This is a genomic window from Hymenobacter sp. PAMC 26628 (assembly GCF_001562275.1).
Taxonomy (GTDB): domain Bacteria; phylum Bacteroidota; class Bacteroidia; order Cytophagales; family Hymenobacteraceae; genus Hymenobacter.
Window position 1 is genome coordinate 810,925 of record NZ_CP014304.1, and the last position, 25,323, is coordinate 836,247.

18 protein-coding genes and 1 tRNA gene are annotated in these 25,323 nt (G+C 62.6%); 12 read left to right on the forward strand and 7 right to left on the reverse strand.

Annotated features, from left to right (window positions below; genetic code table 11):
- Nucleotides 1-89 precede the first annotated feature (89 nt).
- The gene (gene typA, locus AXW84_RS03885) at nucleotides 90-1,901 is read right to left on the reverse strand and encodes a translational GTPase TypA (protein ID WP_068228950.1); all 1,812 of its coding nucleotides are present in this window, start codon (nucleotides 1,899-1,901) and stop codon (nucleotides 90-92) included.
- A gap of 240 nt (nucleotides 1,902-2,141) precedes the next feature.
- On the opposite strand from typA, the gene msrB reads away from it, so the two are divergent.
- The 3 genes from msrB to AXW84_RS03900 all read left to right on the forward strand — a co-directional run bounded on the left by msrB (nucleotide 2,142) and on the right by AXW84_RS03900 (nucleotide 4,069).
- On the forward strand, nucleotides 2,142-2,693 hold the full coding sequence (msrB, locus tag AXW84_RS03890) for a peptide-methionine (R)-S-oxide reductase MsrB (protein WP_068228953.1): 552 nt from the start codon (nucleotides 2,142-2,144) through the stop codon (nucleotides 2,691-2,693).
- Nucleotides 2,694-2,847: 154 nt separating this feature from the next.
- Nucleotides 2,848-3,636 (forward strand): DUF3050 domain-containing protein, encoded by a 789-nt coding sequence (locus AXW84_RS03895; protein ID WP_068228955.1) that lies wholly within the window; start codon nucleotides 2,848-2,850, stop codon nucleotides 3,634-3,636.
- A gap of 85 nt (nucleotides 3,637-3,721) precedes the next feature.
- Nucleotides 3,722-4,069 (forward strand): hypothetical protein, encoded by a 348-nt coding sequence (locus AXW84_RS03900; RefSeq protein WP_157886797.1) that lies wholly within the window; start codon nucleotides 3,722-3,724, stop codon nucleotides 4,067-4,069.
- A gap of 90 nt (nucleotides 4,070-4,159) precedes the next feature.
- On the opposite strand, the gene AXW84_RS03905 is transcribed toward AXW84_RS03900, so the two are convergent.
- Nucleotides 4,160-4,939, reverse strand: a complete 780-nt coding sequence (locus AXW84_RS03905) for a hypothetical protein (protein WP_157886798.1) — start codon at nucleotides 4,937-4,939, stop codon at nucleotides 4,160-4,162.
- A gap of 246 nt (nucleotides 4,940-5,185) precedes the next feature.
- Here AXW84_RS03905 and metG point away from each other — a divergent pair, with 246 nt between their 5' ends.
- Nucleotides 5,186-7,228: a methionine--tRNA ligase gene (gene metG, locus AXW84_RS03910; protein ID WP_068228964.1), complete on the forward strand. Its 2,043-nt coding sequence runs from the start codon at nucleotides 5,186-5,188 to the stop codon at nucleotides 7,226-7,228.
- Between the two features lie 70 nt (nucleotides 7,229-7,298).
- Here the strand turns inward: metG and pth are convergent, their stop codons facing one another.
- Both pth and AXW84_RS03920 read right to left on the reverse strand, forming a co-directional pair.
- A complete protein-coding gene (gene pth / locus AXW84_RS03915; protein ID WP_068228967.1) occupies nucleotides 7,299-7,865 on the reverse strand; it encodes an aminoacyl-tRNA hydrolase in 567 nt (188 codons plus the stop codon).
- A gap of 170 nt (nucleotides 7,866-8,035) precedes the next feature.
- On the reverse strand, nucleotides 8,036-8,608 hold the full coding sequence (locus AXW84_RS03920; RefSeq protein ID WP_068228970.1) for a 50S ribosomal protein L25/general stress protein Ctc: 573 nt from the start codon (nucleotides 8,606-8,608) through the stop codon (nucleotides 8,036-8,038).
- A 191-nt stretch (nucleotides 8,609-8,799) separates the two neighbouring features.
- Between AXW84_RS03920 and AXW84_RS03925 the strand changes: the two genes are divergently transcribed.
- From AXW84_RS03925 to katG, 3 genes are all read left to right on the forward strand, one after another.
- On the forward strand, nucleotides 8,800-10,695 hold the full coding sequence (locus tag AXW84_RS03925) for a CocE/NonD family hydrolase (protein WP_068228973.1): 1,896 nt from the start codon (nucleotides 8,800-8,802) through the stop codon (nucleotides 10,693-10,695).
- Between the two features lie 423 nt (nucleotides 10,696-11,118).
- A complete protein-coding gene (locus AXW84_RS03930; RefSeq protein ID WP_082773682.1) occupies nucleotides 11,119-11,778 on the forward strand; it encodes an aquaporin in 660 nt (219 codons plus the stop codon).
- A gap of 183 nt (nucleotides 11,779-11,961) precedes the next feature.
- Nucleotides 11,962-14,256: a catalase/peroxidase HPI gene (gene katG / locus AXW84_RS03935; RefSeq protein ID WP_068228979.1), complete on the forward strand. Its 2,295-nt coding sequence runs from the start codon at nucleotides 11,962-11,964 to the stop codon at nucleotides 14,254-14,256.
- Nucleotides 14,257-14,449: 193 nt separating this feature from the next.
- Here the strand turns inward: katG and AXW84_RS03940 are convergent, their stop codons facing one another.
- A complete protein-coding gene (locus tag AXW84_RS03940; RefSeq protein WP_068228982.1) occupies nucleotides 14,450-15,376 on the reverse strand; it encodes a ribose-phosphate pyrophosphokinase in 927 nt (308 codons plus the stop codon).
- A gap of 150 nt (nucleotides 15,377-15,526) precedes the next feature.
- Nucleotides 15,527-15,599: transfer RNA gene (locus tag AXW84_RS03945), tRNA-Gln, on the reverse strand.
- A gap of 278 nt (nucleotides 15,600-15,877) precedes the next feature.
- Between AXW84_RS03945 and atpD the strand changes: the two genes are divergently transcribed.
- The 3 genes from atpD (at nucleotide 15,878) to AXW84_RS03960 (ending at nucleotide 18,955) form a co-directional block, all read left to right on the forward strand.
- Nucleotides 15,878-17,383, forward strand: coding sequence for a F0F1 ATP synthase subunit beta (gene atpD, locus AXW84_RS03950; RefSeq protein WP_068228985.1), 1,506 nt, complete (start codon nucleotides 15,878-15,880; stop codon nucleotides 17,381-17,383).
- A 105-nt stretch (nucleotides 17,384-17,488) separates the two neighbouring features.
- Nucleotides 17,489-17,734 carry an ATP synthase F1 subunit epsilon gene (atpC, locus tag AXW84_RS03955; protein ID WP_068228988.1) on the forward strand — a complete coding sequence of 82 codons (246 nt, stop codon included), beginning with the start codon at nucleotides 17,489-17,491 and terminating at the stop codon, nucleotides 17,732-17,734.
- Nucleotides 17,735-17,869: 135 nt separating this feature from the next.
- On the forward strand, nucleotides 17,870-18,955 hold the full coding sequence (locus AXW84_RS03960; protein ID WP_068228990.1) for an AI-2E family transporter: 1,086 nt from the start codon (nucleotides 17,870-17,872) through the stop codon (nucleotides 18,953-18,955).
- Nucleotides 18,956-19,045: 90 nt separating this feature from the next.
- On the opposite strand, the gene AXW84_RS03965 is transcribed toward AXW84_RS03960, so the two are convergent.
- Nucleotides 19,046-22,789: a PKD domain-containing protein gene (locus AXW84_RS03965; protein WP_068228993.1), complete on the reverse strand. Its 3,744-nt coding sequence runs from the start codon at nucleotides 22,787-22,789 to the stop codon at nucleotides 19,046-19,048.
- Between the two features lie 107 nt (nucleotides 22,790-22,896).
- Here AXW84_RS03965 and AXW84_RS03970 point away from each other — a divergent pair, with 107 nt between their 5' ends.
- Both AXW84_RS03970 and AXW84_RS03975 read left to right on the forward strand, forming a co-directional pair.
- On the forward strand, nucleotides 22,897-24,051 hold the full coding sequence (locus tag AXW84_RS03970; protein ID WP_068228996.1) for a trans-sulfuration enzyme family protein: 1,155 nt from the start codon (nucleotides 22,897-22,899) through the stop codon (nucleotides 24,049-24,051).
- Between the two features lie 126 nt (nucleotides 24,052-24,177).
- The gene (locus AXW84_RS03975) at nucleotides 24,178-25,143 is read left to right on the forward strand and encodes a DoxX-like family protein (RefSeq protein ID WP_068228999.1); all 966 of its coding nucleotides are present in this window, start codon (nucleotides 24,178-24,180) and stop codon (nucleotides 25,141-25,143) included.
- Nucleotides 25,144-25,323 lie beyond the last annotated feature (180 nt).

Below are 25,323 nucleotides of genomic sequence, written 5' to 3' on the forward strand. Positions count from 1 at the left end.
AAACGGCGGCGGAAATTTCTGGTGGCAATAACTAATAAAAAAAGGGGCGCGACCAAAGCCGCGCCCCTTTTCCAAAAAACTCTGGCAATCTATTCAGCCGTTTTGGCGTAGCGCAGGCGCTCGTTTTCATCGAGCAGAATTTTGCGCATCCGGATCGACTTCGGCGTCACTTCCAGGTACTCGTCCTTCTGGATGTATTCCATGGCTTCTTCCAGCGAGAACTGGCGCTTGGGCACAATCTTGGCGTTGTCGTCCGTGCCCGACGCGCGCATGTTGGTCAGCTTCTTGCCTTTCTGGATGTTCACGGTTAGGTCGTTCGGGCGGGTGTGCTCGCCGATTACCTGGCCGCCGTACACTTCCTCGCCCGGGTCGACGAAGAACGAGCCGCGGTCCTGCAGCTTGTCGATGGTGTAGGCGGTGCCGGCACCAGTTTCCAGCGAAATCAGCGAACCAGCAATCCGGCCCGGAATAGGGCCCTTGTGCTCTTCGTAATCCACAAAGCGGTGGTTCATGATGGCCTCGCCGCCGGTGGCGGTCAGCACGTTGTTGCGCAGGCCAATCAGGCCGCGCGACGGGATGGTGAACTCCAAATGCTGCAAGTCGCCCTTGGGCTCCATGATGGTCATTTCGCCCTTGCGCATGCTCACCAGCTCAATCACCTTACCGGCCGATTCCTCGGGCACGTCCACCACCAGCAATTCGATGGGCTCGGTGCGCTTGCCTTTTTCGTCTTCTTTGAACAGCACCTGGGGCTGGCCCACCTGCAGCTCGTAGCCTTCGCGGCGCATGGTTTCAATCAGCACCGACAAGTGCAGGATACCACGGCCAAACACCAAGAAGGTGTCCTCTTTGTCGGTGGCTTCCACGCGCAGGGCGAGGTTTTTCTCGGTCTCTTTGAACAGGCGGTCGCGCAGGTGGCGCGAGGTCACGAACTTGCCTTCCTTGCCGAAGAACGGCGAGTTGTTGATGGTGAAGAGCATGTTCATCGTCGGCTCGTCGATGCTGATGCGCTCCAACTGCTCGGGGTTATCCGCGTCGGCCAGCGTATCACCAATGTCGAAGCCTTCGATGCCCGACACGGCGCAGATTTCGCCGCTGCTCACTTCGTCCACTTTCACGCGGCCGAGGCCTTCGAATACGTGCAGCTCGCGGATTTTCACTTTCTTGATGGTACCATCAGCCTTCATCAGGCTCATGTTGGTACCTTCTTTCAGCGTGCCGCGGTGCACGCGGCCGATGGCGATACGGCCCACGAACGACGAGTAGTCGAGCGAGGTAATCTGCATCTGGGGCGTGCCTTCCAGAGTCGGCGCGGGCGGAATCGACGAGATAACCGCGTCGAGCAGCGGAATCAGGTTGTCGGTTTTGTGCTTCCAATCGGTGCTCATCCAGCCCTGCTTTGAGGAACCGTACAAAGTCACGAAATCAAGCTGGTCTTCGCTAGCACCCAGGTTGAACATAAGATCGAAAACCTGCTCGTGCACCTCGTCGGGGCGGCAGTTCTCTTTGTCCACTTTGTTCACCACCACGATGGGTTTCAGGCCCAAAGCAATGGCTTTGCCGAGCACGAAGCGGGTCTGCGGCATGGCACCTTCAAAGGCATCCACGAGCAGCAATACGCCGTCGGCCAGTTTCAACACGCGCTCTACCTCGCCGCCAAAGTCGGCGTGACCAGGGGTATCGATGATGTTAATTTTGGTGCCGTTGTAGCGTACCGATACGTTTTTAGAAACGATGGTAATGCCGCGCTCGCGCTCCAGGGGGTTGTCGTCTAGAATCAGGTCGTCGAAGTGCTGGTGCGCGTCGAAAATCTTGGATGCGTGGATAATCTTATCCACCAGGGTCGTTTTGCCGTGGTCAACGTGAGCGATGATGGCAATGTTCCGAATATTGTTGGCCATATGGGTTGGTTTTGCGGGTGCAAAGGTACGTACAAAAAGGCGCAAAGCCTCGTGGTAATCAAGTCTTAACCCCTGGCCGCCGCGGCGTGGAGCCGCGCAGCCAAGCGTGTCGCCCTAAATCGGTTAGGTGGGGTGTAAGGTTCCCGGCCGGTCGGCGTCCACCCCACCGACCGAACCGGGGCCCAGCTCCGTATGTTGGGCTGTTCGAGCTTCACCCCTTAAAATTAATCCTCTTTTTCGATGCGTTCCGCCCTATTGTTTTTCGTCGTTTCTGCCCTCACCCTCAACGTGGCCTGCTCGCAGCAGCAGCCCGGCGCCGTGGCCCTGGCCACCCCCAAGGGCCAAACCGCCGCCCCTGGCACCTACCCCAAGCCGGCCGCCGTCACGGGCAAGCCCGGCGAGTTCCCCATCCAAAAAACCGACGCCGAGTGGCGCAAGCAGCTCACGCCCGACCAGTACTACATCTTGCGCGAAGAGGGCACCGAGCGGCCGTTCACGGGCAAGTACCACGACAACCACGCCGCCGGCACTTACTACTGCGCCGCCGACCACAACCTGCTGTTCAGCTCGGCCACCAAGTTTGACTCGGGCACCGGCTGGCCCAGCTTTTGGGCCCCGGCCAACAACGCCAGCCTGAAGGTGAAGTCGGACGAGAGCTTTGGCATGAGCCGCGACGAGATTGTGTGCGCCAAGTGCGGCGGCCACCTCGGCCACGTGTTCAGCGACGGACCTAAGCCCACCGGCGAGCGGTACTGCATGGACGGCAACGCCATGGTGTTCGAGAAAAAATAGCTTTCTGAGACTTTCCTTGAGTTTGCTGCGAAAGCCGTTTCTGCCCATTGCGCAGGGGCGGCTTTTGCATGGGCCGGCCGGGGCCCCGGCAAACAATTTAGGGCCCCGGCGGGGTTTTGAAACCCTAAGTCACTCGTTTCATTCGTTGCTGCCCATGTCGCCTACTTCCAACACCACCGAGGCCCTGCAAGCCGGCCTGCTGCCCACCCGCCAGCGCCTGCTGGCCCACGGACTCTACCACCAAATCCAGTCTCTTGATGACCTGCGGCTGTTCATGTCGCACCACGTGTTTGCGGTGTGGGATTTCATGTCGCTGCTGAAAGCCTTGCAGCGCGACCTGACCTGCGTGACGCTGCCCTGGTACCCCACGGCCAACCCCGCCACCCGCCGCCTCATCAACGAAATTGTGCTGGAGGAGGAGTCGGACGTGGACCCACAGGGCCGCCCCACCAGCCACTTCGAGCTGTACCTGCAGGCCATGCGCGAGTGTGGCGCCGACACCGCGCCCGCCGAGCGATTGCTGGCCGCGCTGGCCACCGGCCAGTCGGTGGCCGCCGCCCTGGAGGCCGCTGGGGCCCCCGCGTCGGTGCGCCAGTTCGTCAACACCACGTTCGACATCATCGGGGCCGGGCAGCCGCACGCGGTGGCCGCGGCCTTCACCTATGGCCGCGAGGACTTGATTCCCGACATGTTCCGGCAATTGGTGGGGCGCTTGCAAACGCAATTCCCCAGCCAGCTCGACACGTTTATTTATTACCTCGACCGCCACATCCAGCTCGACGAAGAGGTGCACACGCCCCTGGCCCAGCAGATGGTGCGCGAGCTGTGCGCCGATGATTCGCTGCGCTGGCAAGCTGCCCAAAATGTGGCCCAGCGCAGCCTGGAGGCCCGTCTGGCCCTGTGGGACGGCGTGCTGGGGGCCCTGGCACTGGTGGCCGCGTAGCCGGGCCCCAACCCCCCGGCCCCGCGCCGCGTTTGAAGCAACGGCCGCCCGCATCTGGGCGGCCGTTTTGCGTCATCCCGGAATTATGAAACTACTTCGACTACTCGTGGCCCTGGGCGCGGCGGCCGGCCTGGGGGCCTGCACTGCCACGGAGCAAACCTCCGAACTAGCCACGCCCCGCGTGACGCCCACCGTCGTCAACTCCGACGCCGACCGCCGCGCCATCTACAACAGCAACGGTGGCTACAACACCCCGGGTGGGGCCGTGCCCGACGCCACGCTCGGCCGCGTCCGCTTAGGTGAGCAGGCCGCCGACATCAACTCCCGCAAGCGCATCGAAACTCTGGGCACCAACTCGGCCAATACCACCACGCCCGAAACCCGCATTCGCCGCATTCGCTACGAGGGCGATACGCTGGGCCGCCAGCCGTAGACCCGCCAGGGGTTTAGCCCGCCAAAAAGCCGGCCCGCCGCTTCGCAAGGGAAGCAGCGGGCCGGCTTTTTGGCGGGCAATGCCAGGGGCTTATTCGCTAACCTCGCCGGTGCTGGCGCTGTCCGACGAGTTCAGCAGGTCCGTGGTTTCCGGCTCGGAGGCCGTGGCTTCGGGCGCAGCTTGCTCGGTACGGGGCTTAGGGCCGCGCTTGGCGCCGGTGGCCGGCGTGCCGGGCTTGGGGCCCCGCTTCTTGGCGGCGGGCTCAGCGGCGGCTTTTGTGCTGCGCTTGGCGGCGGGAGCAGCGGGAGTAGTAACCGCGGCGGCGGGCTTGGGGCCCCGCTTCTTCGTAGCGGGCGCGGCGGCTACCGGGGCGGCTTCGGTTGCTTCGGCAGGGGCCGCGGCCACAGGCTCAGCGGCCTGGTTGGTGTGCGACTTGCGCGGCGAGTTGTTTTTCTTGGCTCTGCTATCCTTGCTGTCCTTTTTGGTGGCAGTGGGAGCCGCGGTGGTGGCTACGCTGGCGGGTGCGGAGGCATCGTAGTGCTGCATAATGGTGTGCAGCGCCTGTTCAAACATACGTTCCGTGTCGCCGTCCAGGCGGCGGGTGGCTTCGCGCACCACTTCCTTCAGCTTGGCTTTCGTTTCTTTGCGAATGCGAGCCACTACTTCGTTCATTCGGCCATCGAGTTCTTTCTGCAGCTGCTTGGAAGCGGAACGCAACGACTTTTTCTGGCTGGCTTTCTTATCCGCCCGGTCATCTTTGAGGTCGGTGCTGGCTTTGCTAGCGGCTTTCTCCGATTTTTGCTGGGTTTTCTCGGCCGGCGTGCGCTTGGTTTTTTTCTCCGCTTTAACGGATGGAGCAGGTTTTTTCATGATGAGAAAAGAGTGAATGAAATGTGCGCCCGCACCAAACAGGGTAGAATCCTCGGTGTTATTGCCACTAATTAGGGCCAAATATAAAATTTAAATACCGACGTAAATAGCTTTCCTAGAGTTTTTCCCGAATTTAATTCTAACTCCTTCTTTCTTCTGCATAATTAATCATTTGGCCCCACGCCGCCGGAATTAATTCCTCCACTGTTCGGTACGGTTCAATTGCTGTTTTCAACTCTCGATTTTATGGCTGTTCTTCCTCAGCGCTACACCGTTACGGCGGCCTTGCCCTACGCCAACGGCCCCGTGCACATCGGCCATTTGGCCGGCGTATACCTTCCCGCCGACATTTACGTGCGCTATTTACGGGCGGCGGGACGCGACGTGAAATTTATTTGTGGTTCCGACGAACACGGGGTTCCCATCACCATTCGTGCCCAGAAAGAAGGCGTTACGCCCCAGCAGGTAGTCGATAAATACCACACGCTTATTCGCGATTCGTTTCGCGATTTCAACGTGTCATTCGACGTTTATTCGCGCACTTCTTCGGCCACGCACGCTGCCGTCAGTAGCGAGTTTTTCCTCAAGCTCTACCACGACGGCAAGTTTATCGAGCAAACCACGCAGCAGTATTTCGATGAGCAGGCCCAGCAATTTCTAGCTGACCGCTACATCGTGGGCACGTGCCCCAATTGCGGCAACGAAAACGCCTACGGTGACCAGTGCGAGCGCTGCGGCACGTCGCTCAGCCCCACCGAATTAATTAATCCGCGCAGCATGCTCAGCGGGGCCCACCCGGTGCTGCGCGACACAAAGCACTGGTTTTTACCGCTCGACGAGTACGAGCCGTGGCTGCGCGAATGGATTATTGAAGGCCACAAAAACGATTGGAAAACCAACGTGTACGGCCAGTGCAAGTCGTGGATTGACCAAGGCCTGCACCCACGCGCTGTGACGCGCGACCTCGACTGGGGCGTGCCCGTGCCGCTGCCCGGGGCCGAGGGCAAGGTGCTGTACGTGTGGTTCGATGCGCCCATTGGCTACATTTCGGCCACCAAAGAGGCCTTTCCCGACGAGTGGGAACTGTATTGGAAAGACGCGGGCAGCAAGCTGGTGCATTTCATTGGCAAGGACAACATTGTGTTCCACTGCATTATTTTCCCGGCCATGCTGAAGGCGCACGGCGGCTATATTTTGCCCGATAATGTGCCCGCTAACGAATTTTTGAACCTGGAAGGTGATAAAATCAGCACGTCGCGCAACTGGGCGGTGTGGCTGCACGAGTACTTGCAGGATTTCCCCGGCCAGGCCGATGTGCTGCGCTACGTACTGTGCGCCAACGCGCCCGAAACCAAGGACAACGACTTCACCTGGAAGGACTTCCAGGCCCGCAACAACAACGAGCTGGTAGCCACGCTGGGTAATTTTGTGAACCGCGCGGTGGTGCTCACGCACAAATTCTTTGAAGGGCAAGTGCCCGCCGCGGGCGAATTGCTGGAGATTGACCAGGATGCGCTGCGGCAACTGGCCGCGTTCCCGGCCAAGATTGGCGAATTAATTGAGAATTACCGCTTCCGCGATGCACTGGCCGAGGTTATGAATTTGGCGCGTTTGGGTAATAAATACCTGGCCGATACCCAGCCCTGGCACCTAATTAAAACCGACGCGGTGCGCACCGGCACCGTGCTGCACGTGGCCTTGCAAATTGCGGCCGCCCTGGTGCCCGTGCTGGGGCCCTTCCTGCCCGAGTCGGCGGAAAAATTGGGTGCCATGCTCGGCATTGAGGCCGGTTCCTGGGCTGCCGCGGGCCGCCCCGATGCGCTAGTGGCGGGCCACCAATTGCGCGAGGCTGCCTTGCTATTCGCCAAAATAGAAGACGCCACAGTGGAGGCGCAGGTGCAAAAGCTGCTCGGTACCAAGCAAGCCAACTTGCTGGCCAATGCGCCGGTAGCCGAAGCCAAGACCGCCGTGAGTTTTGACGATTTTCAGAAAATGGATCTGCGCGTGGGCACCGTGGTGGCAGCCGAGAAAGTGGCTAAAACCAAGAAACTCCTCAAGCTCACCATCGATTTGGGCCTGGAGCAGCGCACCATTGTGAGCGGCATTGCCGAGTATTTCACGCCCGAAGAATTGATTGGCCAGCAGGTGCAGGTATTGCTCAATTTGCTGCCCCGTGAGCTCAAAGGCATTCAAAGCCAAGGCATGTTGCTGATGGCTGAAAACGCCGACGGCAGCCTGGCCCTGATGCAGCCCGGCAAAGCGGTGCGCAACGGCAGTGCGGTTAATTAATTGGTGAACGTGAAATAAATAAGGTGGGGCCCCGCGGCGCGTAGTTACGCGCCGCGGGGCCCCACCTTATTTATTTCACGTTCACCACGTTCATAGCGCGCTCCAGGCCCAGGGCCCCAAAAGCCAGGATGGCTTCGGCGGCCTTCTCGATGCGCGTGGGCAACTCGATGCGTTCGTCGGCGCTGAACGGATCAAGCACGTAATCGACCTGCCGGCCCTTGGGGAAGTTGGCGTCGACGCCGAAGCGCAGGCGCGCGTACACGTCGGTACCCAGCGTGGCTTGAATGTCCTTCAGTCCGTTGTGCCCCCCGGCCGAGCCCTGGCCCTTGAGGCGCAGCTTGCCAAAGGGCAGGGCCAGGTCGTCGGTGACGACAATCATGTTCTCCGCCGGGATCTTCAACGTGCTGAGCCAGTGCGCGGCAGCCTTACCGCTCAGGTTCATGAACGTGGTGGGCTTGACGAGGGCGTAGGTGTGGCCCTTGCTTTTAATTTCGGTGGTGAAGGCGTGGCGGCCCACCTCAAAACGCGGCGCGTCGAATTTCGCGGCCAGATAATCGGCCACCATGAACCCGATGTTGTGGCGCGTGTCGGCATATTCGGGGCCGATGTTGCCCAGGGCAAGGACTAGAATCTTCATCGCTGATTTAAACTGATTAACCGTGATTGCGCTGATTAACCATGGAAGAAGTGGAAAGAGGAAATAACTGACAAAGAAAAAGGCGCTTCCGGAGAAGCGCCTTTTTTGACTAATTTTCACAACGTCGCCCAAATCAGCGAAATCACGGTTAATCAGTTTAAATCAGTGATTTACTTGCCAGCGGCCAGCTCGCCTTTCAGGGCGCGCGGGATGGCGATGCTGGCGATGGGGGCCAAGGGGTTGGTGAGGATGGTGAAGTTCTTGGTCTCCACGGCCGACACTTTGATGGATTTGCCCAGCTCCATGCCGCTGATGTCAACTTCCACGTAGTCGGGCAGGTTTTCGGATTTGGCCTTCACTTTCAGCTTGCGCAGCGTGCTCACCAACCGGCCACCGGCCAGCACGCCCGGCGACACGCCCACGTACTTGATCGGAATGTCCATTTTCACTTCTTTGCCGTCTTCCAGCTCCAGGAAATCGACGTGCAGCAGCATTTCGTTTACCGGGTGGAACTGCGAATCCTGCACGATGGCGCGGTACATGGTGCCTTCCACGTTCAGGTCCACGATGTGGGCCTCGGGGGTATACAGCAACTCGCGGAACAGAATGGCGGGCACTGAAAAGTGCACCGTCTCGGCACCGCCATACAATACGCACGGCACTTGCGAATCCAGGCGCAGGGCCTTGGCATCCGTCTTACCGAGATTCGCTCTTTTAAACCCTACAATCTCGAGGCTTTTCATAAAAGAAGTTTTTGAAAAAAGAAAAAAGAAACCCGCCCGAGCTGAAAATCAGCCCCAAACGGGGCGCAAAGGTACGGAATCGCTGCTAGATTTGCTACCCCCGGGGCCATATTTAACTGGGGCCCCCACCCGCGGGGCCCCGCCGCAGCCCCGGCCATCCAGCATCCTTTCCCACCCCTAACTCTTTGCCCATGAAAAGATTTGCTATTCTCGCTTGGCTCCTGGCGCTAGGCAGCGGCCCGCTGCTGGCCCAGGCCCCGCCGGCCGCTGCCTACGCCCAGGCGCATTACACCAAGCAGGAGGTGTACGTGGCCATGCGCGACGGCACGCAGCTGTTTACGGCCATTTACACGCCCAAGGACGCCGGCGCCGGCAAGAAGTACCCCATCATGATGCAGCGCACCTGCTACAGCGTGGCGCCCTACGGCCCCGCCAAGTTTCCGGCCCGCTTGGGGCCCTCCGAAACCATGATGAAGCAGGGCTACATCTTTGTGTACCAGGACGTGCGCGGCCGCTGGAAAAGCCAGGGCACCTGGACGAACATGACGCCCGTCATCGACAAGAAGAAGGGTAAAAAAGACGTGGACGAGGGCTCGGATACCTACGACACCATCGACTGGCTGGTGAAGAAAGTGGCCAGCAACAACGGCCGCGTGGGGCAGTGGGGCATTTCGTACCCCGGCTTCTACACCGCCGCCGGCATCCTCTCCAACCACCCGGCCCTGAAGGCGTCGTCGCCCCAGGCCCCGGTATCGGACTTTTTCTTCGACGATTTCCACCACAACGGCGCCTTTCTAGAGTCGTACATTTTCACGTACCCGGTGTTTGGAGTGCAGAAAACCGACACCACCAGCAAGGCCTGGTACGCCGACCAGGGCATCACCACGGGCGCCAAAGACGGCTACCAGTTTCTGCTGGACCTAGGGGCCCTGAAAAACGCGGACCAGTACTACGGCAAGAATTTCTTCTGGCAGGAAACCGTCAACCACCCCAACTACGACGATTTTTGGCAGAAGCGCGCCCTGCCCCCGCACTACACCGCCGGCGTAAAGCCCGCCGTGATGACCGTGGGCGGCTGGTTTGACGCCGAAGACCTACGGGGGCCCCTGGCCATTTACAAAACCATCGAGAAGAAAAGCCCTGGCACCTACAACACTTTGGTAATGGGCCCCTTCGGCCACGGCCGCTGGTCGCGCGAGACGGGCCACACCCTGCACAGCAACGTGTACTTTGGCGACAGCATCGCCACGTTCTACCAGAAAAACATTGAGGCCAAGTTCTTCGCCCACTTTCTGAAAGGCAACGGCGACAAGAACTCGGGCCTGCCCGAAGCTTACCTCTACGACACGGGCAAGAAGCAGTGGGACACCTTCGCGCAGTGGCCCGCCGCCACCGCTACCCACCAAAAGCTGTACCTGAGCGCCGACGGCAAGCTGGATAAACAGCCCGGGGCCCCGGGGCCCGTCACTTTCGTGAGCGACCCGCTGAAGCCCGTGCCCTACACCGAGGATATGACGACGACCATGGGCTTCACGCCCCACAACTACATGAGCGAAGACCAGCGCTTCGCCGGCCGCCGCCCCGACGTGCTTGTCTACCAAACCGACGTGCTGGCCGACGACGTGACGCTGGGCGGCGAAATAATGGCCAACCTGAAAGTGGCCACCTCGGGCACCGACGCCGACTGGGTGGTGAAGCTCATCGACGTGTACCCGGCCGACGAGCCCAACCACGCCTACATGCCCAATAAGAACATCCTGCTCAGCAACTACTGGCAGATGGTGCGCTCGGAGGTAATGCCCGCCCGTTTCCGCAACGGCTTCGAGAAGCCCGAGGCGATGGTGGCGGGCCAGAAAACGGCCGTTGATTTCCACTTGCAGGACGTGCTGCACACCTTCAAAAAGGGCCACCGCATCATGGTGCAGGTGCAAAGCACCTGGTTTCCCTTCATCGCCCGCAACCCGCAAACCTTCGTGCCCAACCCCTATAAGGCTGCCGACAGCGACTACGTAAAAGCCACCCACAGCGTGTTCGGCGACAGCTTTCTCGACGTGGAAGTGCTGCCCGCGACGCCGCCCGCTCAGTAGGGGCCCCAGTTTTGGCTGATTATAAAAAGGCCGCCCCACGCTGCGTGGTGCGGCCTTTTTATAATCAGCTCCCGCGCTTCTCCCAGCTCCGGTATGGATCGGGCTAAAGCTGAGTTGGTACACCATTAGGCGGGCTGTGGGGCTGATTTCTGAAAAGCCTGGCCGCCGGTGGTAGCCGCCGTGGCTTTCCGGTGGTAGAACAGGGGCAAGGACGCTGCTTGCGCAACAACTCGCAAAAAACTGGCTGATAGTAATTTAACCAGATTTTAAGCCGGGCTTAAGCTGGTCTTAAGATACATAGCCGTTAAAGCCGACTATCTGGTGCGTAGTCATATTTATAAGCCAGCCCTTTACGGGCGTGGTAGCCGTAGCGGGCAGGCATAGTGCCGATGCTGCGCATTCCTTAATTCTTCCTTCTCTTTTATGAGTGATACATCCGCTGATCCGTTGGGAAGCGAAGCCTTTCGGTCTGCTTTGGCTGAGCTTTTGGGTACCTTTTTTCTGGCCCTGGCCGCCCTCACGATAGCGGCGCCGCTCACGCCTTTCGCAGTGGGGCTCACGCTGCTCGTTTTTGTGTACGCGGTGGGTAGCCTGTCGGGCTCGCACCTCAACCCGGCCGTAACCGTGGGGTTGATGGCCAGCCGGCGTTTTCCGCTCGCCCACGGGCTGCTGTACCTCGTGGCCCAAGTGGCCGGGGCCCTGCTGGCGCGCTTCGTGGCCGGGGCCGGATTGGTGGGTGAGTTGGGCCACAGCTACCAGGCGGGCCCCGCCGCCGCTGAGTTTTTGGGGTTTGGCATCCTTATGATAACGGTGGCGGCTACCACCGAGAAGCAGGTAGCCAAGGCGGGCAGCGGCATTGCGGTAGGCGGCGCGCTGCTGGCCGGGCTGCTGGTCAGCCACGGGGTGCTAAACCCCGCCGTGGCCCTGGCAATGGGCTTGGCTACCTCGCCGGCGGTGTGGGCCACCCTGCTGAGCGCCGTGGTATTCAGCCTGCTATTCTCCGTCATCGAGCGCACCAAGCCCGCCGAAGTCGAAGACGGCTCGGCGCCTACTCCCAAAGCCCAGGCCGACGATTCGAAATAAGCGGTACCCCGTCATAAAAACTGGCGGTGTGAGGGGAAAAGGCAAAAATGAACAAGAAGTAAGTGCCTTTCCTATGTTATAGAAATATAGAAATAGAAAATCCAGTCGCTAAAGGATTAGTAGAACAGTTAGATAGAACACAACCTACGCTTGTTTAACAAACCCACTTCAAAGGAAATCACAATGCTCAACATAAGCCACGATAAGACCGACACCAAAACATTTGAAATGGGCGGCAAATGCCCCTTCGGCGGCGACCGCATCGGCGGCGCGGAAGGGTCGTCGCCTACGCTGTCCGACTGGTACCCCAACCGGCTGCGCGTGGAGCTTTTGCACCACAATGCCGCGGGTGCCAATCCGCTCGGCGAGGACTTTAACTACGCCGAGGCGTTCAACGCCATCGACTTGGAAGCGCTGAAGCTGGAAATCAAAGGCTTCCTGACTTCTTCGGTTGATTGGTGGCCGTCGGACTACAATAATTACGGCCCCCAGATGATTCGCATGGCCTGGCACTCCGCCGGTACCTACCGCATTGCCGACGGCCGCGGGGGCGCTGGCGAGGCGTTGCAGCGCTTTGCGCCCATCAACAGCTGGTGGGACAATGGCAACACCGACAAGTCGCGCCGCCTCCTTTGGCCCATCAAGCAGAAGTACGGCAGCGCTCTGTCCTGGGCCGACCTTATTGTGCTGACCGGCAACTGCGCGCTGGAAATCATGGGCTTTCCCACCTACGGCTTTGCCGGCGGCCGCCACGACGCCTGGGAGGCCGACGACGCCACCTACTGGGGCCCCGAGGTGTGGGACGGGCATCAAAAACATACGCCCGACGAAATGGTGACGCGCGACAAGCGCTGGCGTGGCCAGAACGGCGATGCCGACTACGACCTGGAGAACCCGCTCGGGGCCACGCACCAGGCCCTGATTTACGTGAACCCCGAAGGCCCCTACGGCAAGGGCGACCCGATGGGTGCGGCGCGCGACATCCGCACGTCCTTCTCGCGCATGGCCATGAACAACGAGGAAACCGTGGCCCTGATTGCCGGCGGCCACGCCTTCGGCAAGAGCCACGGCATGGTACCGGCGGCCGAAATCGGGGCCCAGCCCGAGATTGCGCCGATGGAGCAGATGGGCCTGGGCTGGCACAACCCCAAGGGCGCGGGCAACGCCGAAAACACGATGACCAACGGCATCGAGGGCAGCTGGACGCCGAACCCCACCCAGTGGGACAACGACTACCTGATCAACCTGTTCAAGTTTGAATGGGAGCAGACCAAGAGCCCGGCTGGCTCGCTGCAGTGGACCCCGGTGGACAAGAACGCTCCCCAGACGCCCGACGCGCACATCCCCGGCCAGCTGAACGCCCTGATGATGATGACGACCGACATCGCCCTCAAGGTGGACCCCGAGTACCGCGCGGTGTGCGAGAAATTCCTCAACGACTTCGACGCCTTCACCCAGGCCTTCTCCAAGGCGTGGTACAAGCTGACCCACCGCGACATGGGCCCGCGCGAGCGCTACCTCGGCGCTGAGAAGCGCAACGAGAACGACCTGCTGTGGCAGGACCCCATCCCCGTAGCCGACTATGCCCTGGTAGACGCAGCAGATATCGCGGCGCTGAAGCAGTCGGTGATGGCTTCGGGTATTTCCGTGTCCGACCTGGTGTACACTGCCTTCTCGGCGGCGGTTACGCACCGCAGCAGCGACAAGCGCGGTGGCGCCAATGGCGGGCGGCTCGCCCTGGCTCCGCAAAAGGACTGGGCAGTTAACCGCCGGACGGTACCGGTCATCGCGGCCTTGCGCAAGGTGATGGAGGAGTTCAACGGCCAGCAAGCGGGTGGCAAAAAGGTTTCGCTCGCCGACCTCATCGTGCTAGGCGGCTGCGCGGCCCTCGAAAAAGCCGCCGCTGATGCGGGCGTTGCCACCGAGGTGCCCTTCACACCGGGCCGCCGCGACACCACGCAGGAACTCACCGACATCGAGATGTTTACGTGGCTGAAGCCCGTGGCCGATGGTTTCCGCAACTACCTTGACAAAGGATTCGGGGAAATAGCGCAGGACGTTTCGCCGGAGGAGATGTTCCTCGACAAGGCACAGCTCCTCTCGCTCACCTCGCCCGAGTGGGTGGCGCTGACCGGTGGCCTGCGGGCCATGAACGCCAACCACGACGGCTCCCCCTACGGCATCTTCACCGACCGCGTAGGCGTGCTCACCAACGACTTCTTTACGGTGCTCACGAGCACGGAATTCGATTGGAAGAAGGCGGATGCGAAGGGCATGACTTTCTCGCTTGACAATCGCAAAACCGGCGAAAGCCGCTTCGTGGCGACTCGTTCGGACCTCGTTTTCGGCTCCAACAGCCAACTGCGCGCAGTCGCGGAGGTTTACGCCGGCAACGATGGCCACAAGCGCTTCGTGAAAGCGTTTGTGAAGGCGTGGGACAAGGTGATGATGCTTGACCGCTACGACGTAAAAGTCTGAGGTTGATGCCGCTGAATAGCCGCATAATAGAAAAGGCCGCCCGGCATTGCGTTGGGCGGCCTTTTGCATTGGCACGGGGAGGGGCCCCGGGGGGAGCTGGCAGCCCGCATAAGAAGCAGGCAAACGGCATAATATCAAAAGAATAGGGCCCCGGCACGGTTATTCACCGGCCGGGGCCCTACGCGTTGGCTCGTTACACGAACAGCGAGCTGATGCTCTCGTGCGTCACCACGTTGCGGATGGCGTGGGCGAACAAACCGGCCACCGAAATCACCCGGATTTTTTCGTTTTCCTGTTGCAGCGGAATCGTGTCCGTCACCACCAACTCGGTGAGGGCGCTGGCGCGGATGCGCTCGTGGGCCGGGACGCTGAGCAGCGGGTGCGTGACCACGGCGCGCACCGATAGGGCCCCGCGTTCCATCAGCAGGTCGGCGGCTTTGCAAATGGTGCCGGCCGTATCCACCATGTCGTCCACCAGCACCACGTTCATGCCCGTCACGTCGCCAATTACTTGCATCGAGGCAATCTCGTTGGCCCGCAGGCGCGTTTTGTCGCACACCACAATTTCGGCCCCAAATTTCTTGGCAAACGCCCGGGTGCGCACCACGCCGCCTACGTCGGGCGAGGCAAAGATGAGGTTCTCCAGGTTCAGCGACTTGATGTAGGGCGCCGTGACGGTGGCCCCGTCGAGGTGGTCAACGGGGATGTCAAAAAAGCCCTGGATCTGGCCCGCGTGCAGCTCGCAGGTCATCAGCCGGTCGGTGCCCACGCTCTGGATGATGTTGGCCACCACCTTGGCCCCGATGCTCACGCGCGGCTTGTCCTTGCGGTCTTGCCGGGCGTAGCCCATGTAGGGCATCACGATGTTCACCTTGTGGGCCGAGGCGCGCTTGGCCGCGTCCACCATCAGCATCAGCTCCATCAGGTTTTCGGCCGGCGGAAACGTGCTCTGAATCAAGAACACCTCGCAGCCGCGCACGCTCTCGTTGAAGCTGGGGCCCAACTCGGTGTCGGCAAAGCGCTGGATGCTAAGGTCGCCCAGCGGCTGGCCGTAGGCGGCGGCAATGCCGGCGGCCAACTCGCGCGAGGCGCTGCCGGCAAAAATTCTTACTTGCTTCATGGGTTTGGGGGAAGGCGTAAAGAACTGGTTGTGTAGGGAGAAGGCAGGCAGCGCACGGGCCCAGCGGGGCAGGGGGTAAAAAGCGAAAGGCGCCGACCTCTCCAGAAAGAGAAGCCAGCGCCTTTCGCTTGTGTTACGTGAGCTTTGTCGTTGTCCGACCAGGGCTCGAACCTGGACTTTCTTGAATCAAAATCAAGCGTGTTGCCGGTTACACCATCGGACAATTTCCCCGCGGGCCATGGCCGTTTGGGACTGCAAATGTACGAGCCATTCGATTCTAAGCAAGTTTTTGTCGAAAAAAATCTTGCTCGCTTTGAGAGGTGCCCGCCGCGAAAGGTGGGTGATCGGGGCCTACCGGCTGATTTTCAGTCCGCCGGCGCGGCCCCTCGGGCCAAAACCAGGGGCCCCAGCGCCTGTGCGCAAGGTTGGAAAAGCGGCGGCGCTGGCGTAATTTTGCGGCCTGAAAACTCGCAGCTTCATCTCTTTTATATAAAAAACACAATGGCGAATACCGGCAAAATCACCCAGGTTATCGGCCCCGTCGTCGACGTGAGCTTCGCTGGGGAAGCCACCAAGCTTCCGAACATCTACGATGCGATGGAGGTGACCAAAGAAAACGGCCAGGTGGTATTGCTCGAATGCCAGCAGCACCTGGGCGAAGACCGGGTCCGTACCATTGCCATGGACTCGACCGAGGGCCTGGCCCGCGGCACGGAGGTGCGAGACCTGGGGGCCCCCATCTCGATGCCCACCGGCGACGGCGTGAAAGGCCGCCTGTTCAACGTTATCGGCTACGCCATCGACGGCATTCCCCAGCCCAAGAGCGACACTCGCCTGCCCATCCACCGCAATGCCCCGGCGTTCGAGGATTTGGCCACGACGTCGGAGGTGTTCTTTACCGGCATTAAAGTAATTGACCTGTTGGCTCCCTACGTGAAGGGCGGCAAAATTGGCCTGTTCGGCGGCGCCGGCGTGGGCAAAACCGTACTCATTCAGGAACTCATCAACAACATCGCCAAGGCTTATTCGGGCCTGTCGGTGTTTGCCGGCGTGGGCGAGCGCACCCGCGAGGGCAACGACTTGCTGCGTGAATTCATCGAGTCGGACATCATCCGCTACGGCGCTGATTTCAAGCACTCGATGGAAGAAGGCGGCTGGGACCTGAGCAAGGTGGACATGGCCGAGATGGAAAAATCGCAGGCTACCCTGGTGTTCGGCCAGATGAACGAGCCCCCCGGAGCCCGCGCCCGCGTGGCCTTGTCGGGCCTGACCATCGCCGAGAGCTTCCGCGACGGCGACGGCACCGGCGCCGGCCGCGACATCTTGTTCTTCATCGACAACATCTTCCGCTTCACGCAGGCCGGTTCGGAACTATCGGCTCTGCTGGGCCGCATGCCGTCGGCCGTGGGCTACCAGCCCACGCTGGCCACCGAAATGGGCGCCATGCAGGAGCGCATCACCTCCACCAAGCGCGGCTCCATCACCTCGGTGCAGGCTGTGTACGTGCCGGCCGATGACTTGACCGACCCGGCCCCGGCCAACACCTTTGCCCACTTGGACGCCACGACGACGCTGAGCCGCAAAATTGCCGAGCTGGGCATCTACCCCGCCGTGGACCCGCTGGACTCGACCTCGCGCATCCTGTCGGCCGATGTGCTCGGCGACGAGCACTACAACACCGCCCAGCGTGTGAAGGAGCTGCTCCAGCGCTATAAGGAGTTGCAAGACATCATTGCCATCCTCGGCATGGACGAGCTGAGTGAGGAGGATAAGCAGACCGTGAACCGCGCCCGCCGCGTGCAGCGCTTCTTGTCGCAGCCTTTCTTCGTGGCCGAGCAGTTCACCGGCCTGCCCGGCGTGCTCGTAGATATCAAGGACACCATCCGCGGCTTCAACGAAATCATCGACGGCAAGTACGACCACCTGCCCGAGGCCGCCTTCAACCTAGTGGGCACCATTGAGGATGCCGTGGTGAAAGGCGAGCGCCTCATCGCCGAAGCCAAGTAGATTTCTTAAATGTGGAGAATGTGCTGATACGGAGATGTGAAAATTAGCCTTCACGTCCCGCATCAGCACATTTTCACATTTGTCACCTCTTCACATTTAAAAAAGATGCATTTAGAAATCATCACCCCCGACCGCAAGGTGTTCGAAGGCGAAGTGACGTCGGCCAACTTTCCGGGGGCCGACGGCTCGTTCGAAGTGCTGAACAACCACGCCCCACTAATTGCCGCCCTGAAGGCCGGCAACGTGATGCTGACCAGCGCCGCCGGCCGCGACACGTTCCGTATCGAAGGCGGCGTAGTGGAAGTGCTGCGCAACAACGTGATTGTGCTGGCCGAAGGCGCCAGCGCCTAGGGCCCTGGGGCCCCTACGAAGGGCAGCGCCCGCTCCGGCTTCGGCTGGGGCGGGCGCTGCTGTTTTCGGCCCCACCGGCCCGATCTCTCGTAAGGAGCGAATAAAATTAATCCAATCTTCATGCCCCGGCACTTTATGTCTGCCAGTCCTGCCGAAACCAATATTTACACGCCGTACCAGCGGTTTCTGCTGCTCATCGTCACGCTGGTGCTGCTGGGCATGCTGGCCCTTTTCGGGCTGCTCCAGTACCTGACGGCGTTCCTTGGGGCAGGCATTTTGTACGTAGTGTTCCGGCCGTGGTTCACGGCCCTGGTGCACCGGCGCGGTTGGAACCGGGCCTTCGTAACGGTGCTGCTGCTGTTGTTTGCGGTGGTGGTGCTCGTCATTCCGTTCTTCGCCCTGACCTCGTTGCTCATCGACCGCTTGCATATATTGGCTCAGAACACCGACCAGATTTTGCTGGTGGTGCAGCGCATCGAGCGCAAAGTGGGCATGCAGGTAACGCAGGAAAGCAACGTGCGCCAACTACTGCAGCAAGGGGCCGCCCGCGTGAGCCAGTGGATTCCGACGCTGGCCAGCAGCGTGCTGAATGTCATCGTCATCGTGGGCCTCATGCTGTTCACGCTCTACTACCTATTCATGCAGGAAGAAGCTTTTCTGGCCGGCCTGCACCGTTACCTGCCCTTCCGCGAGAAAACGATGAACGAATTGAGTGCTTCGCTGCGCAACAACGTAAATGCCAACGTGCTGAGCCAAGCCTTGGTGGCCTTGGTGCAGGGCATTCTGACGGGGCTGACGCTGTGGATTTTCAAAGTGCCCGACCCGTTGTTCTGGACGCTGGTGGCTTTTTTTATGGCCTTTATTCCGGTGTTGGGCACGCCGCTCGTTTGGGGGCCCGCCGCGCTCTACCAGTTTGCCCAGGGGCAAACCAACCAAGGCATCGGCATTTTGGTGGTGGGCCTAGTCGTCATCATCAACGCCGACAACGTGTTGCGGATTTGGCTGGCGAAGGGCATGGGCAACATTCACCCGTGGATCACGCTGGTGGGCCTCACGCTGGGCGTGGAGATTTTTGGCATCGTCGGGCTGGTGATAGGGCCCCTGCTGCTCTCGTACTTCATCGTGCTGATGGAGGTGTTTGCCCGCGAAAACCGGGCCCGGGCCCACGTCAGCAACGCGGCGGCTGAGGCCCTAAAACGCCTGGCGGCCACCGAAGATTAGTAGCCCGCCGCCCGAAGCCACACATAAAAAGGGCCACCCAACTGAGTTGGGTGGCCCTTTTTGGTAAACTATTTTAGTCGTCGGAGCGCACTATTCTACCACGACGCGGCGCGAGTAGAGTTGGCCGTCGGGGGCCTGGCAGAGGACGGTGTACAGGCCGGCGGCCAGGGGGGCGTCGAGGGTGCGGCGGGCGGCGGCGTTGGGGCTCAAGGTAGCCGTGCCGTGCCAGGCGGTGCGGCCCAGGGCGTCGACCAGGCGCAGGGTGGCGGTGCCGGCGCCCAGGGGCAGGGCCAGGGCGAGGCTGCGGCCGCCGGCCACGGGGTTGGGGTACACTTGCAGCGCCGGCGAGTCGGCCAGGGCCCGGGTGGCGGTGGCCACGGTGTTTTCAACCCGCACGTTCGAGAGGTATAGGTTGTTGCCGTACTCGTTGAAAGCCGTAAAGCGGAAATACACCTGCTGGCCGGCAAAGGCCGTCAGGTCCACGTTCTCAGTGCGCCACTGGCTAGCGGCCGTGGGGGCAAAGGCGGAAGCTTGAATAGGGGCGGTGCCCAAGCCCGTAGCTGCCGACTGCAAGTACACGCGGCCGAGGCGCGTGGCCGAACAAGCCGTGTACACATCCACGGCCAGCGAATCGTTGTTGGCCGTGGGCGCCGCCGATACCGCGGCGTAGGCTAAGTCGAAGCGCAAAAATGCCTTGGCCTGGCCGCGCAAGTCCACGGCGGGGGTGCGCAGCGTGTCGCGCTGGCCCCGGGCCGAATAGTTGTAAAACTTGATGGCAGCTACCGGGCCGGTGGTGCCGTCTTTGCGCACCACGTTGTCGGTGGGGCCCCAGGTGAGGGCGTTGTCGGGGTTGGCCACCGTCCAAGTGGCGGGAATGCCACCGGACAAGGGCTCGGCGTAGGGCAGGGCCAGGCCGTTGCCCTGCACGGCCACCGTGGCGGTGGCGGCGGCGCTGGTGCCGTTGCCGTTGCTCACCACCAGGGTGGCGGTGTAAGCCCCGGCGGTGGCGTAGGTCACCACGGGGTTGGCGGCGGTACTGGTGGTGGGCGTGCCGCCGGGGAAGCTCCAGGCGTAGGTGCTGGGGCAGGGGCCCGACGTGCTGGTGAACGTGACGGCCCCGCCCACGCACACCGGCGAAGGCTTCACCGTGAAGCTAGCAACCGGTACGGCGCCCGATACCACCACGACGCCCGTGGCCGTGCGGGTGGAAGTGCCGTTGGCGCTGGTCACGGTCAGGGTCGCGTCGTAGGTGCCGCCGCGGGCGTAGGTCACGCTCGGGTTTTGGGCGGTGCTGGTGGCGGGCGTGCCGCCGGGGAAGCTCCAGCTCCAGGCGGTGGGGCCCAGCAGCGAAGCATCGGCAAACTGCACAGCGGTGCCCGGGCACACGGGCGCCGCGGCGCTGGCCGACGTGTTGAACAAGGCCACTGGGGCGGCGGTGGTGCCGGTTACGGCGATGTCGTCGAAGGCCCGGCCACCGCGCAAAGTGCTCGTGGCCGCGTCTACCTGCGTGATACCGGTGCGCTGGAAGCGGATGCGTACGTCGGCGCCCAGCGTCAGGCCGTTGGCGGCGGCAAATTGGGTCAGGTTCACATTCACCGTTTGGTAGTCGGTGGTAGCGTTGGCGCCCGTGATGCTGGCCAGGCTGTACCAAGTGGTACCGCCGTCCACGCTCATAGCCACGCCGTCGGTGTCGCTGCTGCCGGTGAAGGTGGCGGGCATCGCTTGGTCGATTTCGCCCAGGATTTTCTTGTGGCGGAAGGTGAGCAGCACGCCGCCAGCCGGGGCGCTGGCCAGGTTCAGGCGCAGGTCGGCCTGGGCCGTCCGGGCCCCGGTGTAGCTACTGAAACCGTAGTACGGGAAGAATGCATCCAGCACCAAGTGGCGGGGGCTGGAGGCGGGCGAGAAGTCCGAGCGGAGGGCTACCCGCGCCGCGCCGCGGCTCGTGACGCTCCAGTTGGGCCCCAGGGCCGTGCCGTCGAACACGTCTACAAACGGCACGGTGGCCGCGGTGGGCAACCCATACACGGCCGCGTAGGCGTTGATCAGGCCCACGCCGGTTGAAATGTCGAAGCCCGGCGTGTTCAGGTCGAGCGCCGTGGCCTTGAGTTGGGCGTTGAGTTGGGCGGGCGTGCTGGTGGGGCGCGCTTGCAGCAGCAGCGCCGCCACGGCCGCCGCGTTGGGAGCCGCCGCCGAGGTGCCGGCGAAGATGAACCCATCGGCCGGGTCGGGAAACACCGTGCCCGAAAAGAACGTGGTGCTCACGTAGTCAATCGACGTGAAGTCGGGCTTTTGGCGCGTGGCCGGGGCCCCCAGCGCCGAGCCGTCGGGGTTGAAGAGGATAGTAGGGGTGCCAATCGACGAGTACGACTCGGCCATGAGGCGGTTGAACGACGGCGCCGCGGCCACGGCCATGGCGCTAGCGGCCGCCGCGTGGCCCGTAATGGTGCCGCTGTGCGTCCAGTACTTGGTGGGCACAAACACGTCGCCGAACGAGACGTACTTCACGCGGGCCGGGGTGGCGGTGCCCGCCCGGCGGTTGATGATCAGGTTGTAGGCCGTGTTGGTACTAGCCGCGCCGTTGGTGAAGCTCAGGATTTCGTAGGGCGCCTGGCTGGCGATGTTGTTGTTGGCGGCCGTGGCCACGGTATCGCCCTTGATGGCCCCCCCCGCGCGGGCAATGACCAGGTAGGCGTCGAGGTCAGTCTTCACGCCGGCGGCGGTGTAAAACGGGTCGCTCCACTGCAAGCTGATGGTGAACTTAGCCGACGCGGCGATGGTGAACGGCTGGCGCGTGTCGGTAGGGCCCCCAGTGGAAAGGCCGAAGTCCAAATCAGCCCCCTTCGCCGCGTTAGTGAACGTGGGGGCAACGTACTCCGAAGCCTCGTCGGCCTGGTTGCCGGCCGCCGAGTAGTAGGCCGCCCCGCCGGCCACGGCCGTTTCGATGGCCTGGGCCACCACGCCGTCCTGGTACAGGGGCTCGGCAAAGTAGCCAATGTCGTCGACCAAAATCTTGCAGTTGCCCCCCGTGGGGCTGGCCAGCCGGGCAATCTGGGCGGCAAAGTCGGCCTCGCCGAACTCCACCGAGCTGAAGGCCTTGCCGGCGCCGGGGGCGATGTCGTGAATTAGCTCAATCATGGCGCGGCCCTCGTCGGTGCCGCGCGAGTACTCCTGCAACACCTGCACGGTGGCGGGCAAGTCGCCGGAGGCCACGCCCGCCGGGGCCCCGTTCAGGGCGTTGTACGAGTCGCTCATCACGCCGATGCGGACGCCCGTGCCGTCGTAGGCCCCGGGGCGGGTGGCGCGCACGCGGGCCGCCTCCAGCACGAAATCGGCTTGGTTCACCACCTTACCCGCACGGCCGGCCGGCAGGTAAATGGGCAGCACGCCGAGCAGGCCCTGCGCCGCCAGGGCACTGACGCCGGCCGTGCCGGGCGCCAACTGGCTCACCGGCAGCCGCCCTTCGATGAAGTGAAATTTGCTTTGGTCGGACACCACCACGAAGCCGCGGGCCAACAGCGCCGGAAGCAGCGTAGCTACGTCTTTGGCCGTGATGCGCACCAGCACCGCGTCGTCGGTGGGGGCTACGTGCAGTTGGGGAAACGCCGCGGCCAGCCGCCCGGCCCCGCCTTTGCCGGCGGCTGCGCTGCCGGTGTGCCACTGCTGGTATAGCTGTTGCAGTTCGCCGCCGATGCGCGAGTTGGGGTCGGTGGCCGCGCGGGGCCCTACGGGGGCTCCCGCGGCGGCGCGCGGGGCGTGGGGCGGCGCCGGCGCCACCTGCGCCAGCAGCGGCGCCGCGGCCAAGCACAAGCCCAGTAACGTAATTTTATAATGCATAAATGTGGGGGGAGAATGGGGAAGGAAAGATACGTCGGGGCCATCAACGAGCCCTAACTTCGGCGTTACTTTGACGCATTCTTTCGCCCGGGTCTGAGCCCTTTGCCATGAATTTGACCAATATCCATCCCAAAGTCACCCCCATCTACCAAACTTCGGTCTTCAAATTTGCCTCCCTGGCCGAGTTAGAAGAGTACTACACCGCCCCGGGCCGCGGCGGCCGCTACGGCTACTCGCGCTCCGAGCACCCCAATACCGAGGAGCTGGTGGCCGCCGTAGCCCAACTTGAGGGCGTAGCCGGCGGGGCCCTGGCCGGCGTGGCCACCGGCGCGGGCCTAAGCGGGCTGCTGGCCGCCGTGCTGGCCACTTGCCAGGCCGGCGACCACGTGCTCTGCCCCGCCGAGCTGTACGGCGGCTCGGTGGTGCTGCTCTCCAATGAGCTGAGCCGCCTGGGCATCGAAACCAGCTACGTGCCCCTGGCCGACCTCTACGACCTGGCCCGCCACGCCCGCCCCAACACCAAGCTGGTGCTGGCCGAAACCCTGAGCAACCCGCTGCTGACCGTGCTCGACGGGCCCCGGCTGGCCGCCGCCTGCCGGGCCCAGGGCGTGCTGCTGCTGATTGACAACACGTTCGCCTCGCCCGCCATCAGCCAGCCATTTAGCTGGGGCGCCGACCTGGTGTGGCACTCAGCCACCAAGTACCTCGGCGGGCACTCCGACGTGACGGCCGGCCTGGTGCTGGCCCGCGACCCGGCCGTGGCCCAACGCCTGCGCCAGGTGGGCGGCAGCCTCGGCCTCACCCTGGCCCCGCTGGAAAGCTGGCTGACCCTGCGCGGCACCAAAACTCTGCGCCTGCGCATGCGCCAGCACTCCGAAAATGCCCTGGCCGTGGCCCAGTTCCTGGCCCAGCAGCCGGCCGTGGGGCAGGTGTTCTACCCCGGCCTGCCCACCGACCCCGGCCACGCCCTGGCGGCGGCCCAGCTGCGCGGCGGCCAGTTCGGCGGCATGCTCTCGTTCCGGCTGGCCGACGACACCGCGGCGGCCGCCGATGCCTTTATTCAGAAGAGCCAGCTCTTTCCGCTGGCCCCGTCGCTGGCCGGCGTCGATTCGTCGTGCTCGTACCCGCTGGCCACTTCGCACCGCCACATCCCCGACGAGCGCCGCCGGGCCCTGGGCATCACCCCGGGCCTCATCCGCCTCAGCGTGGGCATCGAGGAAGCGAGCGACCTGCTCGCCGATTTGGCCCAGGCGCTGGGGTAGGGGCCCCGGGACCCGCTTGGCCGTTGCATTAAGCCAAGCAGGTGCGGCATTCTCCTGAGAAGGAGGCGAATAGGTAGCACCAGCGCTTGGCTTCGCGGCCGGGCTGGGCTACCTTTCGCACGCGCTATGAAGAACCCGCCGCTCTACGTTGAAGCCCGCATCCGCTGCCCCCTGGAGGCGCTGTGGGAGCACACCCAGCAGCCCGAATTGCACCAGCAATGGGACCTGCGCTTCACCGAAATCACCTACCTGCCCCGGCCGTCGGAGGCCGCGCCCCAGCAGTTTTTGTACGCCACGCGCATCGGCTTTGGGCTGGGCGTGGCCGGGCGCGGCGAGAGCCTGGGCACCAAGGAAAAGAACGGCGAACGCACGTCGGTGCTCAAGTTTTGGTCCGACGAATGGGTGTCGCTCATCCGCGAGGGCGCTGGCTTCTGGAAGTACGTGCCCACGGCTGATGGCCTGCGGTTCTTCACCAAGTACGACTACCAAACGCGCGGGGGCCCCGCGGGCCAGTGGCTCGACCGGCTGGCGTTCCGGCCGCTCATCGGCTGGGCCACTGCCTGGAGCTTCGATTGCCTGCGGCTATGGCTCGAAACCGGGCAGCGGCCGGCCGTGTCGCGCCGCCTGGCCCTGGCCGACGGGCTGACGCGTGCCACGCTGGGCGCGGTGTGGGTGTACCAGGGCGTGGTGCCCAAACTGCTGTTTCCGGACACCGGCGAGCTGTCCATTTTGCAGGGCGCGGGCTTTTCGGCCGGCGCGGCGCATTACATAGCGGCGGGTGTGGGAATAGGCGAAATCCTGTTTGGCCTGCTATTTTGGCTGCTGCCGGCGCAGCGGCTGCGGCCCGTGTATTGGCTGCACTTGGTGGGGCTGCTGGTGCTGGGCGCCGGGGCCCTGTTTAGCCAGCCAGCCGTGTTCGTGGCGCCCTTCAACCCGCTCACGCTCAACGTCTCGCTGATGGCGCTGGCCGCCGTGGCACTCCTGCTACCCGCCGAAATGGTACCCCGCGCCGCTCGCTGCCTGCGCCAGCCGCCCCTTGGGGCCCCCGTGGCCGCGCCTACCGCTGTAGCGCCTGTGCCCCAACTCGTTTAGTTCGTCTTGCTCATTAGAGTGGTTCCCGAATTTGCCAGAGCTTCTCCCGAATAAAAAACCCAAAAAAAGGCCGTCAAGCTGAGCGCAGCCAAAGCATCTCTACTGCTCAACTAATCAGGATTACTGCTGCGGGAGAGATGCTTCGCTACGCGCTGCATGACGGCCTTTTTTATAATCTAA